The sequence below is a fragment of the Micromonospora sp. WMMB235 genome, assembly GCF_001855515.1.
Taxonomy (GTDB): Bacteria; Actinomycetota; Actinomycetes; order Mycobacteriales; family Micromonosporaceae; genus Micromonospora; species Micromonospora aurantiaca.
Genome location: NZ_MDRX01000001.1, coordinates 135,709 through 149,560, shown reverse-complemented (window position 1 = coordinate 149,560; position 13,852 = coordinate 135,709). Strand labels below are relative to the sequence as shown.

The 13,852-nt window shown below is 71.7% G+C and carries 13 protein-coding genes; 7 read left to right on the top strand and 6 right to left on the bottom strand.

All coding sequences use genetic code 11. The annotated features are described in order from the left end of the window. The first annotated feature begins 63 nt into the window (after positions 1 to 63). Positions 64 to 612, top strand: coding sequence for a TetR/AcrR family transcriptional regulator (locus BFV98_RS00670; protein ID WP_071094390.1), 549 nt, complete (start codon positions 64 to 66; stop codon positions 610 to 612). A 61-nt stretch (positions 613 to 673) separates the two neighbouring features. Here BFV98_RS00670 and BFV98_RS00665 read toward each other — a convergent pair whose 3' ends face one another. From BFV98_RS00665 to BFV98_RS00655, 3 genes are all read right to left on the bottom strand, one after another. Continuing rightward, complete coding sequence (locus BFV98_RS00665) at positions 674 to 1,810, bottom strand: hypothetical protein (RefSeq protein WP_071094388.1); 1,137 nt, start codon at positions 1,808 to 1,810, stop codon at positions 674 to 676. Positions 1,811 to 1,957: 147 nt separating this feature from the next. Then, positions 1,958 to 2,998, bottom strand: a complete 1,041-nt coding sequence (locus BFV98_RS00660; protein ID WP_030268210.1) for a DUF4034 domain-containing protein — start codon at positions 2,996 to 2,998, stop codon at positions 1,958 to 1,960. A gap of 42 nt (positions 2,999 to 3,040) precedes the next feature. Next, positions 3,041 to 4,066: an acetylxylan esterase gene (locus BFV98_RS00655; RefSeq protein WP_030268208.1), complete on the bottom strand. Its 1,026-nt coding sequence runs from the start codon at positions 4,064 to 4,066 to the stop codon at positions 3,041 to 3,043. Positions 4,067 to 4,133: 67 nt separating this feature from the next. Between BFV98_RS00655 and BFV98_RS00650 the strand changes: the two genes are divergently transcribed. The 6 genes from BFV98_RS00650 to BFV98_RS00625 are packed head-to-tail and all read left to right on the top strand — an operon-like array spanning position 4,134 to position 11,996. Beyond that, positions 4,134 to 5,063 carry a sugar ABC transporter permease gene (locus tag BFV98_RS00650; protein ID WP_013287064.1) on the top strand — a complete coding sequence of 310 codons (930 nt, stop codon included), beginning with the start codon at positions 4,134 to 4,136 and terminating at the stop codon, positions 5,061 to 5,063. Continuing rightward, positions 5,060 to 5,986, top strand: coding sequence for a carbohydrate ABC transporter permease (locus BFV98_RS00645; RefSeq protein WP_230650141.1), 927 nt, complete (start codon positions 5,060 to 5,062; stop codon positions 5,984 to 5,986). Before BFV98_RS00650 ends, BFV98_RS00645 begins: the two co-directional genes overlap by 4 nt. Before the next feature lie 42 nt (positions 5,987 to 6,028). Then, positions 6,029 to 7,672 carry an extracellular solute-binding protein gene (locus BFV98_RS00640; RefSeq protein ID WP_030268204.1) on the top strand — a complete coding sequence of 548 codons (1,644 nt, stop codon included), beginning with the start codon at positions 6,029 to 6,031 and terminating at the stop codon, positions 7,670 to 7,672. Positions 7,673 to 7,678: 6 nt separating this feature from the next. Next, positions 7,679 to 9,202, top strand: a complete 1,524-nt coding sequence (locus BFV98_RS00635; RefSeq protein ID WP_071094386.1) for a xylan 1,4-beta-xylosidase — start codon at positions 7,679 to 7,681, stop codon at positions 9,200 to 9,202. After that, on the top strand, positions 9,199 to 9,888 hold the full coding sequence (locus BFV98_RS00630; protein ID WP_071094384.1) for a DUF624 domain-containing protein: 690 nt from the start codon (positions 9,199 to 9,201) through the stop codon (positions 9,886 to 9,888). Before BFV98_RS00635 ends, BFV98_RS00630 begins: the two co-directional genes overlap by 4 nt. Beyond that, positions 9,885 to 11,996, top strand: a complete 2,112-nt coding sequence (locus tag BFV98_RS00625; RefSeq protein ID WP_071094382.1) for an alpha-glucuronidase — start codon at positions 9,885 to 9,887, stop codon at positions 11,994 to 11,996. The genes BFV98_RS00630 and BFV98_RS00625 overlap by 4 nt, the downstream gene beginning before the upstream one ends. 10 nt (positions 11,997 to 12,006) lie before the next feature. On the opposite strand, the gene manD is transcribed toward BFV98_RS00625, so the two are convergent. From manD to BFV98_RS00615, 3 genes are all read right to left on the bottom strand, one after another. Beyond that, a complete protein-coding gene (manD, locus tag BFV98_RS00620; protein ID WP_071094381.1) occupies positions 12,007 to 13,215 on the bottom strand; it encodes a D-mannonate dehydratase ManD in 1,209 nt (402 codons plus the stop codon). An 83-nt stretch (positions 13,216 to 13,298) separates the two neighbouring features. Next, on the bottom strand, positions 13,299 to 13,469 hold the full coding sequence (locus BFV98_RS32170; protein WP_013287071.1) for a hypothetical protein: 171 nt from the start codon (positions 13,467 to 13,469) through the stop codon (positions 13,299 to 13,301). Positions 13,470 to 13,601: 132 nt separating this feature from the next. Next, positions 13,602 to 13,823 (bottom strand): hypothetical protein, encoded by a 222-nt coding sequence (locus tag BFV98_RS00615; RefSeq protein WP_225319635.1) that lies wholly within the window; start codon positions 13,821 to 13,823, stop codon positions 13,602 to 13,604. Positions 13,824 to 13,852 lie beyond the last annotated feature (29 nt).

Below are 13,852 nucleotides of genomic sequence, written 5' to 3'. Positions count from 1 at the left end.
AAGCGGACGGCCGGTCCGCTTCACCATAGCGGACTGGCGGTCCGTTTGCGAGAGGGGGCAGGAGTGCGGGCTGACGCGGCGCGGAATCGGGAGGCGGTGCTCGCCGCGGCCGATCGGCTGTTCGAGGCGGCGAACGACCCCGACCGGATCTCCATGGACGACGTCGCCGCTGCCGCCGGCGTGGGCAAGGGCACGCTGTTCCGCCACTTCGGCGACCGGCTGGGCCTCGTCCGCGCCCTCTACGGCACGCGCGGCGAACAGCTTCGGGCGTCACTCGCGGCGAGCCCGCCCGGCGACTCGCCGGCGGACCGCGCCCTGCACCTGCTGCGGGAACTGGTCCGGTTCAAGCGGGCCAACCGGGTCCTCACACTGGCCCTGGAGAACGCGGGAAGCGGAAGCCCCTATCGCAACGAGTCGTACGAGGAGTGGCACGCGACGCTGACCGCCATCGTGTCCGAGGCCCGGGGCCCCGAGTCGGCGGAGTTCCTCGCCCACGCCCTGCTGGCCGCGGTGCGCAGCGATCTCGTCGAGCATCTTCGCGACTGGCCCGACGAGCGCTGGGATGCCGGGCTCACCGCACTGACCCGTTCGGTGCTGACCTCCGGGCGGTAGTTCCTCCCGACGGGTGCCAGGGTGGCGGGGCGTGAGCCGTGCCGCGCTCACGCCCCTGCCCTCACCTGGTCCGCTCGATCACGGCGGTGAGGCGGAGCCCGGCTGTCGACACCGTGCCACTCCCCCAGAAGGACGCGGTCCCCGGGATGTTGGCCAGGGCGTCCAGGCTCGGATCGTTACCCTCGACCTTCGGCCCGTACGCGACGCTCCATCGCCCGCCGGTGTAGCGCAGCAGCAGCGTGCCCGGGTACTCGACGTACGGCGGGATCGGGTTCGTGCCGCTGATCCAGACGTTGCCGTTCGCGTCGCCCGCGACCGCGTACACCCAGCCGGCCGATGCCGGTCCGGCCACCCGCTGCCACGTCCGGCCGTCCCAGTGCAGGATGACCGGCCTGGGGGCGGAGTCGTAGTCCTGGGTGCCGACCGCCCAGGCGTCGGTCGACGAGCGGGCCCACACGCCGGTGAGCCGGGCGCTCGGGATCGACGGCAGCGGCGCCACCCGCCACGACCCGCCGACGCGCTGCGCGATCATCGGCTCCGGGTAGGGCGCGTCGGCGACGTACCGTTCCCCGGCGGCGAACACGCCACCGTCCGCGGTACGCGAGACCGCCCGCAGGACACCGTTGAGTCCATCGGTTCCCGGCACCGCGACCCGGCCGAACTGACCGGTGTCACCCTCGACGACCAGCGGCCGGCCACCGTCGTGGCCGACGAACACGGCCCGCCCGCCGCCGGTGGCGGCCACGTCCAGCAGCTCCGCGGTCCCGGCCGGGGCGGGCCACGGCGCGTGCGCCGTCCAGGTCGTGCCGTCGAAGTGCCCGGCGTACGACTCGCCGAGGCGCCGGGAGCCCACCGTCCAGACGTCCCGGGCGCTCGCCGCGTCCACCTTGTACAGCAGATACGCCTGGTGCGGCAGGCGCCGTTCCGTCCACGTCCGCCCGTTCCACCGCAGCAGCGCGTACGGCTGGTCGATCGAGTACCCCGTGTAGGTCGACGCCTGGTAGCCGACGGACCAGGCGTTGTTCGGGCCGGTGGCGGCCACGTCGGTCAGCCGGCTCTCGTGGATCAGCGCGGGGACCGTCGCCGTCCATGTCGAAGGGGCCGCGGCTGCGACCGGCGTGACGGGCGGGAGCAGTACACCTGCCGTCAGAGTGGAGACCGTCGCTACGGACAGCCCGTACCGTGCCAGTGATCCCATGGTGGCCCTCTTCCCCGATCGGTGGTCGGACCTCAGCATCGCGTTCCGCGAAGCTGCGCGCGTGCCCGGCTGCTGTCCCGTAAGGGAGTGGTAAGAACGGTCCCTCCGAGGGGGAATCGACTGTGGCCGGAACGGTGCCGCCCGCCGTCAGGCAGCGCGGCGGGCGCGGCGACGGGCTCGGAGGAAGACGGCGTCGCCCCGCTCGTCGCCCCACCAGCCCCACGGAACGCCGGTCATGTACCGGCCGATCGACGCGAACACCGGCGCGGCCTCGGCGGCGCGGCCGGTGCGCACCAGCCCGTACGCCAGGAAGTTCGCGTCGTCGAGCCAGGCGGCGTGCCGGGTCGCCGGCTGGTGGAACCACCGGGACAGGGCGTTGTCGAGATCCGCCTGCATGACCGGATCCTGTCGCCACCGCTCGCCGATCTCGTCGGGGGTACCGCCGTGGGGTTCGCGATCCTGCTCCCACAGCGCCCACTCCGCGGCGGCCCGAACCGGCAGCACGAGCAGTGGTGAGCCGGTAGGAGCCGTGGCGGCGACCGAGCGGGCGAAGCCGAACATCGCCTCGTGCGAGCCGCTCCACTTCCGGCAGTGGTAGGTCAGCCGGAGCACGTGGCCCAGATGGTGCCCGGGATCCCGCTTGGTCAGCTCACGCCACGCCTCCTCGACGTCCTCCAGTGGCGCACTCGTGTCGATCATGAGGTCCAGGCGGTGCGCCCACGGCGTGGGGTCGTCCGGCGCGAGCCGCATCGCGACATCGTTCACCTGCCGGGCCAGGTCCAGCAGGCGGCTGAACTCGACCCACTGCTCCCGGCGTACGCCGGCGGCCCAGTCGCCGCCGCGCACCTCCCACGCCCGTGCCATCAGGGAACGGGCACGGACGAGCTGGGCATCCGGGTCCGCGGGCGCGCGCGACGCCCAGCGATCGGTCCAGGCGTCCGTGGTGTCGACCCGGCCGGTCGTACGGTCGATCCGCGATCCCAGCCCGCGAGCTGTCGATTCGGCGAGCACGCGGACGTACCGGGCCCGGCGGTCGTAGTCGTTCCGGGTGGCGACCAGCGCCGTCCGGGCCGGCCCGATGTCGGAGCCGTACCGCGCCTGCGTGCACGCCTCGCGCAGCACGGCGTCGTCCTGCGCCGGGTTGGGGTCGATCTGGCGGGTGAGTATCCGCCACACGGTCGAGATCATGATCAGGGATGGTAGATGTCGCGGGCCCCGCCGGTGAGCCCGTCAGCCGGCTGCCGTCCCGGCGGGGCGGAGCACCGCGTCGAGCCAGCGCAGCTGCCGCCGGACGTGGACGGCCTCCCCGCCCTCGTGGCCGTTGAACGGGTACGTGTGGATCTCCCGTAGCGGCGCTGCCGATCCACCGGCGGCGTACTGGTTGTAGGCGGCGAACCCGGTGCTCGGCGGGCAGACCTCGTCCCGCAGACCGATCCCGAAGTGCGCCGGGGCGGTGGCCCGCCGGGCGAAGGTCACGCCGTCGACGTAGGACAGCGTGCGCCGGACCGGCTCCTCCGCCTCGCGGTGCACCGCCAGGTAGCGGGCGATCTCGCCGTACGGGGAGGCCTCGGTCAGTTCGATGGCGCGCTGGATGTCGCACAGGAACGGGGCGGTGACCAGGAGCGCGGCGAGGCCGTCGACGAGGCCCGCCGCCGCGAGCGCGAGTCCACCGCCCTGGCTGTTGCCCACCGCGGCGACGCGGGCCGGATCCACCCCGGGCAGGACGCGGACGGCGTCGATCGCGCGGACGGCGTCGGTGATGAGGCGGCGGTAGTGGTAGTCGTCCGGGGACAGGATCCCCCGCGTGGCGGGGCTGGGCCCGCCGGGCGCGTCGTGCGGGTCCGGGGTGTCGCCGCGGCTGAACAGGCCGGCCTGTCCCCGGTTGTCCACCAGCAGGTGGGCGTAACCGGCCACCGGCCAGGTGAGCCGCTCGCCCGGCAGGCCCCGGCCGCGTCCGTAGCCGGGGTACTCCACCACTGCCGGCAGCGGCGCCGGTACGCCCGCGGGTCGGGTGTACCAGGCCCGGACCGGTTCGCCGGCGTACCCGGCGAACGTCACGTCCCACACGTCGACCAGCCGCAGGTCGGTGGGTTCGGGACGGACGTCGACGAGCACCGGGGTGGCCGCGGCGGCGGTGAGGGTGGCGCGCCAGAACCGGTCGAAGTCGGCGGGCTCGACAACGGCCGGTGTGTAGCGGCGGAGCCGGTCGAGGGAGATATCAATCGACGCTCTTGACACGCTGATAACGATACCCATAAATTTCCGAAAGGCTTACGACGTATTACCGGAAAGTTCCGGCCGACGGTCAGGCGGGAGGACGAGTTTGGCAGCCCCGACCCCGCGCAGTCGCCGTACGCCCTGGCGGCGTGCCCTGCGCCGGGACTGGCAGCTCTACTCGCTCGCCGTCCTGCCGCTGCTGTTCTTCCTGACGTTCCGCTACCTGCCGATGCTCGGCAACGTGATCGCGTTCCGGCGCTTCCAGCCGGGCGGCAGCATCTTCGGCGAGTACTGGACCGGGCTGCGGTACTTCCGGCTGTTCTTCACCGACCCGACCTTCTGGAGCGTGTTCACCAACACGCTCGTGCTGGGCGCGCTGACCCTGCTGTTCTGCTTCCCGCTGCCGATCGTGCTCGCGCTGCTGCTCAACGAGGTGCGCAACCGTGCCCTCAAGCGGTTCGTCCAGTCGGTGTCCTACCTGCCGCACTTCCTGTCGATCGTGATCGTGGCCGCCATGGTCCTCCAGTTGCTGTCGGTGGACGGCACTGTGAACCAGATGGTGCGTGCCGTGGGCGGTGAGCCGGTCCCGTTCATGCAGCAGGCCGGATGGTTCCGGACGATCTACGTCTCCTCCGAGGTCTGGCAGACCGTCGGGTGGGGCACCATCCTCTACCTCGCCGCGCTCACCACCGTCGACGGCGACCTGTACGAGGCGGCCCGCATCGACGGCGCCAACCGGTGGCGGCAGACCTGGCACGTCACGCTGCCGGGGATCCGGCCGACGATGGTCACCCTGCTGATCCTCAACATCGGCACCTTCATGGCCGTCGGCTTCGAGAAGATCCTGCTGCTGTACAACCCGCTCACCTACCCGACGGCGGACGTGATCTCGACCTACCTGTACCGGGTGGGCATCGTCTCCGGGAACCTCAGCTACGCCGCCGCGATCGGCCTGTTCGAGTCCGTGATCGGGCTGACGCTGGTGCTGTCGGCGAACGCGATCTCCCGCCGCACGGTGGGGACGAGCCTGTGGTGAGCACGCGCGCCCGCACGCGGGCACCGGCGGTCCGCCCGCGTGGCCCCCGGCCGACAGCGGGCTACCGGGTCTTCCAGGTCGTCAACGCCGTCGTGCTGACCGGCGTCGTGGTGGTGACCCTGTATCCGTTCCTCACCATCGTGGCCCGCTCGCTCAGCGACAACGCGTACATCGTCGCGGGTGAGGTGAACCTGGTGCCGCGCGGGTTCAACCTCACCGCGTACCGCGTGGTGACGTCGGACCCGACGTTCTGGATCAGCTACCGCAACACCGTCTTCTACACGGTGGTCGCCACGCTCATCTCCGTCGTGCTGACCACCTGCTACGCGTACGTGCTGTCGAAGCGGCACCTGCGGGGCCGGACCGCGCTGGTCGGGATCGCCGTGTTCACCATGTTCTTCACCGGCGGCCTGATCCCCAACTACGTCCTGGTCACCAGCCTGGGACTGAAGAACACCGTGTGGGCGATCGCCCTGCCCAACGCCATAAACGTGTTCAACCTGCTGGTGATGAAGGCGTTCTTCGAGAGCCTGCCGGTCGAGCTGGAGGAGGCCGCCGCCGTCGACGGGCTGAACACGTACGGCACGCTGCTGCGGATCGTCCTGCCGCTGTCGAAGGCGATGGTCGCCACGATGGTGCTGTTCTACGCCGTCTCGTTCTGGAACTCCTGGTTCGCCGCGTTCCTCTACATGGACCGCCAGGACCTGCTCCCGGTGACCGTCTATCTGCGCAACCTCATCGCGGGCGCGACCGACGCCACGCAGACCGGCGGCGGCCTCGGCAGCGCCGGCGACGTCGTCCAGTCCGCCGCCACCATCCAGTCCGTGACCATCGTGCTGACGATCCTGCCGATCCTCGCGGTCTATCCCTTCATCCAGCGCTATTTCGTCTCCGGGATCATGCTCGGCGCCGTGAAGGGATAGCCGCCCCCCGCACCACCACCCCACCACCGGAAGGAAGAATCCATGGCCAAGCTGTCCCGGCGCCAGGTGCTGCTCGCCAGCGGCGCGGCCGCCGTCGCCGCCCTGGCGGGTTGCGGCGACGACACCCCGGACAAGAAGGACCTCGACCGCAACCGTACGGGCGCGATGGAGAAGTACGGCATCGGTGACCAGTTCAAGGCCACCGAGCCGGTCACGTTCTCGATCCTCTACAACAACCACCCGAACTACCCGCTCAAGCCCGAGTGGCTGTTCTGGGCCGAGCTGGCCCGGCGGACGAACGTCAAGCTGGACCCGGTCGCCGTGCCGCTGAGCGACTACGAGCAGAAGCGCAGCGTGCTGGTCGGCTCCGGCGACGCCCCGCTGATCATCCCGAAGACCTACCACCCGCAGGAGAGCTCGTACGTCTCGTCCGGCGCCATCCTGCCGGTCAGCGACTACCTCGACCTGATGCCGCACTTCAAGGACAAGATCGAGCGGTGGGGACTCCAGCCGGAGATGGACACGCTGCGGCAGGAGGACGGGAAGTTCTACCTGCTGCCCGGCCTGCACGAGAAGCCCTGGCAGGACTACACGCTCGCGGTCCGCACCGACGTGCTGGAGCAGTTGAAGATCCCGTCCCCCACCACCTGGGACGAGGTGTACGCCATGCTCAAGGCGATGAAGGCGGCCCACCCGGACGTCATCCCGTTCTCCGACCGGTTCGGCAAGCCCAACCCGGCCGGCAACCTGCTGAACATGCTCGCCCTGGCACACGGCCTGCCCGGCGCCGGCTGGAACTACCAGCCGACGAGCTGGGACGCCGGTGCCGGGAAGTACGTCTTCACCGGCGCCTCGGACGGCTACCGGCAGGTGGTGGAGTACCTCCACAAGCTGGTCGCCGAGGGGTTGCTCGACCCGGAGACGTTCACCCAGACCGACGACCAGGCCCGGCAGAAGCTCGCCAGCGGCAAGTCGTTCGTGATCAGCACGAACGCGCAGACCCTGGTGAACGACTACCGCCCGGACATCGCGAAGATCAACCCGAACGCCCGGCTCGGCAAGATCCTCTTCCCGGTCGGGCCGGCCGGCCCGGTCAACGCGGCGAGCCGGCTGGAGAACGGCGTGATGATCTCCAGCAAGGCCCGGGAGGGCAAGAACTTCGTGGCCATGATGCAGTTCGTCGACTGGCTCTGGTACTCCGACGCCGGCCAGGAGTTCGCCAAGTGGGGCGTCGAGGGAACCACGTACACCAAGGACGCCTCGGGCAAGCGCGCCCTCGCCCCGGACGTCAACGTCATCGGGCTCAACCCCAAGGGCAGCAAGCACCTGCAGAAGGACTTCGGCTTCTACAACGGCGTCTTCGCCTACGGCGGCAAGCTCGACCTGGTGCAGTCGTTCTTCTCGCCCGAGGAACTGGAGTTCCAGAAGGAGATGAACGCCCGCAAGCCCGCGCCCTGGGTGACTCCGCCGCCCGCGCCGCTCAGTGATGAGGAGCGGGAGCAGACGACGCTGTGGGCGACCGCGCTGAAGGACCACGTCACCCAGAACACGCTGAAGTTCGCCCTCGGCCAGCGGCCGCTGAGCGAGTGGGACGCCTACGTCTCGGAGCTGAAGGGCAAGAACGCGCAGGCCTACACCGACCTGGTCAACAAGGCGTACGAGCGGTACCGCAAGAGCCACGGCTGACCGGCGATGCGCGGCACCGTTCCCGAGCGGCCCATCGGCCGGCTGACCGACGCCTGGCGTACCTGCGTGGGCACCGGCCGGTTCGACCTGGCTCTGCGACGCGACTATCAGGACTCGCTGGCGCTGGTGCAGCGGGACATCGGCTTCCGGCACATCCGCGGGCACGGGCTGCTCAGCGACGGCGCCGGCGTGCACCGCCCCTACTCGTACCAGGGCGAGCGCCGGGTGCGGCACGCCTTCACCTACGTCGACCAGGTCGTCGACGCCTACCTCGCGATGGGCGTCCGGCCCTTCGTGGAGCTGGGGTTCATGCCCTCGGCGCTCGCCTCCGGCGACCAGACGGTGTTCTGGTGGCGGGGCAACGTGACGCCGCCCCGGTCGTACACCGAATGGGGTGACCTGGTCCGCGCCACGGTGGCCCACCTGGTCGACAGGTACGGCCTCGACGAGGTGCGCGGCTGGCCCGTCGAGGTGTGGAACGAGCCCAACCTGACGGCGTTCTGGCAGGGTGCCGACCAGGACGCCTACCACCGCCTGTACGAGGTGTCGGCGCACGCCGTCAAGGACGTCGACGCGGCGATCCAGGTCGGCGGCCCGGCCCTCTCCCCCGGCGCCGACGAGTGGCTCAAGCCGTTCGCCGAGTTCGTCACCGACCGCGAGGTGCCTGTCGACTTCGTCAGCCGGCACGCCTACACCTCCGGACCGGCCCGGCACCTGCCGTTCGGCACCCGGCAGACGCTGGCCCCGGCCGCGGACCTGCTGGAGCAGTTCGCCGCGCCCCGCCGGCACCTGGCCGGCACCGCGCTGGCCGACCTCCCGGTGCACATCACCGAGTTCAACTCCTCCTACCGGCCGGACAACCCGATCCACGACACGGCCTTCCACGCCGCCTACCTCGCCCCGGTGCTGGCCGGCGGCGGGGACCTGGTCGACTCCTTCTCCTACTGGACCTTCAGCGACGTGTTCGAGGAGGAGGGGGTGCCGACCGCGCCGCTGCACGGCGGCTTCGGCCTGCTCACCCACCGGCAGATCAAGAAACCCACCTACCACCTGTACGCCTTCATGGCCCGGCTCGGCGACGAGGTGCTCGCACGCGGGCCGGACCACCTCGTCACCCGGCACCCCGACGGCCGGGTCGCGGTGCTGGCCTGGGCACCGGTCGACGTCACCGGCCGGGAACCGGCACCCGAGCGGCACACCCTGTCGCTGTCGGTCCCGATCGGCCCGCCGGGCACCGTTTCGGCGTTCCTGCTCCGCTCGTCGGTGAGCGAGGACGCCGGCAACGCCTGGGCGGCCTGGCGGGAGATGGGCAGCCCGCGCTCGCCCCGGCCCCGGCAGCTCGACGCGTTGCGGGAAGCAGCCGAGCCGGCCCGTACCCATCGCGCAGTGCCGGTCGCGGCCGGGCGGGCCGACCTCGACCTCGTCCTCACCCGGCACGAGGTGACCCTCGCCGAACTGACGCCGGTGGTGGACGAGACCCCGCCGTGGTGGGACGACAGGTTGCTCGACCCGCCCGGGGACCGGCAGTGACCGGCGCGACCGGCGGGCTGCGGGAGTTCGGCGACGGGCCGTTGTCGCGGGCCGCCGCGAGGGTCCACATCCTGCTCGTGGTGGAACTGCTGCTCCTGGTGAGCACGCTGCCCGGCCTGGCCGTGCTCGTGCTGCTCGACCGCGACAGCAGCAACCTCCCGCTGGTCGCCGCCGCCGCGGTGCCGCTCGGTCCGGCCGTCTCGGCCGCGCTGCACACGCTGCGGCACCAACGCCCCGACCTGACCGATCTCCGTCCCGCCGCCACGTTCCTCCGGGCCTACCGGGCCAACCTGCCGGGCGTGCTGCGCGTCTGGGCGCCGACGCTGCTGTGGCTCGCAGTCATCGCTGTCAACCTGGCGAACCTGCCCGCCGCCGCCGTCCCCGGCTGGTGGGCGGTGCCGCTCGTCGTGGTCGGGGCGGGGGTGATCCTGGTCGGGGTCAACGCGCTGGTGATCGTCTCCCTGTTCACCTTCCGCACCCGCGACGTGCTCCGGCTCGCCGTCTACTACGTGGCGCGCAAGCCCGGCGTCACAGTCGGCAACGTCGCCCTGCTGGCCGCCGTCGCCGGCCTCACAGCGGTGTTCTCCGAGGCGGTACTCGCCCTGGTCGCCGCGCTCCTGGTGCTGGCACTGCTGCGGATCGGCGACCCGATGATCGACGAGATCCGGGCGGAGTTCACCGCATGAGCGTTCCGGTCACCGGCCGGGCGTCTGCCGACGCCGGCGAGTCGGCCTGGCACGCCGCCTGGCTCCCGCCCGCGGCGTTCCGCGAACTCGGCTCCCGCGGGGTGCTGGTGCACGGCGACGGACCCCTGGTCGACACGGTCCTCGACGAGGTGAGCCGGGCCTGCGGCCGGTACGGCGGACGGCTCTGGCACGGTCCGCCGTGGCAGGTCGACGCCGACCTGGTGCTGGCCCTGCGCGGGGCCGGCCCGGTGCCGAACGCGGCAGCCGAGACGGCCCGGCTCGGCGCGACACCGGCGGTGAACGGCACCGGTGACGGCTCCCTCGGCGACGAGGGGTACCTGCTGGCGCGGGTGGACGACGTGACAGTGGTCCTGGCCGACGCGCCGGCCGGCCTGCTGTACGGGATGTTCCACGTGGTCCGGCTCGGCGCGGCGGCCTTCGACGACGACCTCCCGGCTCGGCGGCACCGACCGGCACTGGACCGGCGGATGCTCGACCACTGGGACAACGTGGCCGTACACCCGGTGTCGGGCCAGGTCGAGCGGGGCTACGCCGGCGGCTCCCTGTTCTGGCGCGACGGCGCCGCCCGGCACGAGACCGCCCGGCTCCGCGACTACGCACGCCTGCTCGCCTCCTGCGGCGTCAACGCCGTCACGGTGAACAACGTCAACGTGCACGACACCGAGGCGCGGCTGCTGACCGACCGGCTCGGCGACGTCGCGGAGATCGCCGGGGTGCTCCGCCCGTACGGCATCCGGGTGCACCTGTCGGTGACCTTCGCCGCGCCGGTGGTCCTCGGCGGCCTGCCCACAGCCGATCCGCTGGACGAGCGGGTACGGGCCTGGTGGGCCGCCGCCACCCGGCGGGTCTACCGGCGGATCCCCGACTTCGGCGGTTATCTGGTGAAGGCCGACTCCGAGGGCCGGCCCGGCCCGTTCGCGTACGGGCGCGACCACGCCGACGGCGCGAACCTGCTCGCCGACGCGCTCGCCCCGTACGGAGGCGTGGTGCGCTGGCGGGCGTTCGTCTACGACCACCACCAGGACTGGCGGGACCGGTCGACCGACCGGGCCCGGGCCGCGCACGACCACTTCGCGCCGCTGGACGGACGATTCGCCGACAACGTGATCCTCCAGGTGAAGTTCGGCCCGATCGACTTCCAGACACGCGAACCGGTGTCCCCGGTGCTCGCCGCGATGCCGGCCACCCGGCTGGCGGTGGAGGTGCAGGCGACGCAGGAGTACACCGGCCAGCAGCGGCACGTCTGCTACCTCGGACCCTGGTGGAGCGAGGTGCTGCGGTTCCGGCCCCGGGGCGCGGCCGGCGGCACGATCGCCGACGTGGCGGCCGGGTGGGCGGGCACCGGGGGCGGCCTGGTGGCAGTGGCCAACGTGGGCGACGACCCGTTCTGGACCGGGCACCCGCTGGCGCAGGCGAACCTGTACGCCTTCGGCCGGCTCGCCTGGGATCCGCTGCTGGATCCCGCCGCGATCCTCGACGAGTGGATCGACCTGACCTGGCTGCCGGTCACCACCGGCGATCCGGAAGCGGTACGGCGGACGATGCACGCGGTCATGGACGATTCCTGGCGCACCTACGAGCGCTACACCGCCCCGCTCGGCGTCGGTTTCATGGTGCGGCCCGGTCACCACTACGGCCCGGACGTGGACGGCTACGAGTACACCCCGTGGGGCACGTACCACTTCGCCGACCGAGACGGCGTCGGGGTGGACCGGACCCGGGCGACCGGGACCGGCTTCACCGGCCAGTACCCGCCGCCGTGGTCGGAGGTGTACGAGTCACGCGAGCGCTGCCCCGACGAACTGCTGCTGTTCTTCCATCACGTCCCGTACCGGCACGTGCTGCGCAGTGGCCGTACCGTGATCCAGCACATCTACGACACGCACTTCGCCGGGGTCGAGGAGGTGGCGGCGATGCGGGAACGGTGGCGGCTCGTCGCCGGGGCGGTCGACCCGGCCGTCCACGACCGGGTGGCCGAGCGCCTCGACGAACAGTTCCGCAGCGCCGTCGAGTGGCGGGACCAGATCAACACCTATTTCTTCCGCAAGTCCGGGGTGCCGGACGCGCACGGTCGCCGCATCCACTGAACCGGCGCGCTCACCAGGGGTGCACTGTGCCGTCCGTCAGCCGGTTCACAGGCAGGTAGGCCGGCGCGTACGGGTAGCGGGCCGCTGCCTGCTCGTCGATGTCCACACCGAGCCCCGGAGTCTCGGCCGGATGCAGGTAGCCGCCCTCGTAGTGGTAGCCGTGCGGGAACACCTCGTCCGTCGCCTCGGTGTGCCGCATGTACTCCTGCAGGCCGAAGTTGGGGATGGCGAGGTCCAGGTGCAGCGCGGCGGCCATGCAGACCGGGGACAGGTCGGTGGCCCCGTGCGAGCCGCTGCGGACGTGGTGCAGCGCGGCGAGGTCGAAGATGCGTCGCAGGTGGGTGATCCCGCCGGCGTGGACCACAGTGGTGCGCACGTAGTCGATGAGCTGTTCCCGGATGAGCTGGGCGGCGTCCCAGATGCTGCTGAAGACCTCGCCGACGGCGATCGGCGTGGTGGTGTGCTGCCGGATGAGCCGGAAACCCTCCTGCAGGTCCGCCGGTACGGGATCCTCCATCCAGGTCAGCGCGTACGGCTCCAGGCTCCTGCCGAGCCGCGCCGCCTCGATCGGGGTGAGCCGGTGGTGCACGTCGTGCAGCAGCCGGAGGGTGGGCCCGAACTCCTCGCGGACCCGGGCGAACACGCCCGGCACGTGGGCCAGGTAGGCCTCGGTCGACCAGGTCGCCTCGGTCGGCAGCGCGGCGTCGGCGGGCTCGTAGAACATCTTGTCGGCGCTGACGCCGTACGTCCGGGGCAGGCCGGGCACGCCGCACTGCACCCGGACCGCGCGGTAGCCGAGGTCGACGAAGCGGGCGACCTCGGTCAGCACCTCGTCGACGGTCTCGCCGTTGGCGTGCCCGTACACGGTCACGCCCTCGCGGGACCGGCCGCCGAGCAACTGGTAGACCGGCAGCCCGGCGACCTTGCCCTTGATGTCCCACAGCGCGGTGTCCACGGCGGCGACGGCGCTCATCGTGACCGGCCCGCGCCGCCAGTACGACCCCTGGTAGAGGTACTGCCAGGTGTCCTCGATCCGGGCCGGGTCGCGCCCGATCAGCAGCGGCACGACGTGGTCACGCAGGTAGGACGCGACTGCGAGTTCCCGGCCGTTGAGGGTGGCGTCACCGACGCCGGTGACGCCGGCGTCGGTGACGACCTTCAGGGTCACGAAGTTCCGGCCGGGGCAGGTCACGATCACCCGGGCGTCGACGATCCTCATCCGGTCTCCCCTGCGGTCGGCGCGCCGGTCACCACAGGATTATCCATCATCGTCGATCTGTCGGGTGCCCCGGTGCCGGCCGGTCAGGCCGGTTCGGGTACGCCCCCGGGCTCCCCGTCGTCGGGCATCGGCTCGACCGGCGCCTCGGGCAGTTCGCCGGGCGTGTCCGGGAGGAGTTCGCCGGGATCGTCCGGCACGTCCTCACGCGGGTCGATCGGCGGGTACACCTCGGGATCGAGGTCGGGGTTGGTCATCGGCTCAGTATCCGACGCCTCAGCCGGGACCGCCCGTCGAGCACGACGACGGGCGGCGCCCGCCGGAGTGAGCGGCGGGCGGACGTGTCACCGCGAGCGCCGGCCCTTTCCCGGCCTCCGATCCGCGCGCCGTCACGGGCTCTCACCGTCGCCGGCCGAGGGCGCGGACGACCGGTCCGCCGGCTTGCGCAACCACAGCCACACCCCCGCCAGCAGGCACGCCGCGCCCCCGATCGCGACCGCCGACTCGGCCGGTTCGGAGAGATCGTCGAGGAACGGGAAGGTGTGGGAGGCCGCCATCGCCAGAAACCCGATCAGCAACAGCAGGCCGGCGGTGATCCGCTGGACGACCATGCGCTTCATTGGATCACGACGTCGACGGC

What these genes read in the sequence shown, in the direction of transcription:
- BFV98_RS00665 (WP_071094388.1), bottom strand. Translation starts at nt 1,810, where the DNA reads ATGGGATCACTGGCACGGTACGGGCTGTCCGTAGCGACGGTCTCCACT.
- BFV98_RS00660 (WP_030268210.1), bottom strand. Translation starts at nt 2,998, where the DNA reads ATGATCTCGACCGTGTGGCGGATACTCACCCGCCAGATCGACCCCAAC.
- BFV98_RS00655 (WP_030268208.1), bottom strand. Translation starts at nt 4,066, where the DNA reads ATGGGTATCGTTATCAGCGTGTCAAGAGCGTCGATTGATATCTCCCTC.
- BFV98_RS00640 (WP_030268204.1), top strand. Translation starts at nt 6,029, where the DNA reads ATGGCCAAGCTGTCCCGGCGCCAGGTGCTGCTCGCCAGCGGCGCGGCC.
- BFV98_RS00635 (WP_071094386.1), top strand. Translation starts at nt 7,679, where the DNA reads ATGCGCGGCACCGTTCCCGAGCGGCCCATCGGCCGGCTGACCGACGCC.
- BFV98_RS00625 (WP_071094382.1), top strand. Translation starts at nt 9,885, where the DNA reads ATGAGCGTTCCGGTCACCGGCCGGGCGTCTGCCGACGCCGGCGAGTCG.
- manD (WP_071094381.1), bottom strand. Translation starts at nt 13,215, where the DNA reads ATGAGGATCGTCGACGCCCGGGTGATCGTGACCTGCCCCGGCCGGAAC.
- BFV98_RS32170 (WP_013287071.1), bottom strand. Translation starts at nt 13,469, where the DNA reads ATGACCAACCCCGACCTCGATCCCGAGGTGTACCCGCCGATCGACCCG.
- BFV98_RS00615 (WP_225319635.1), bottom strand. Translation starts at nt 13,823, where the DNA reads ATGGTCGTCCAGCGGATCACCGCCGGCCTGCTGTTGCTGATCGGGTTT.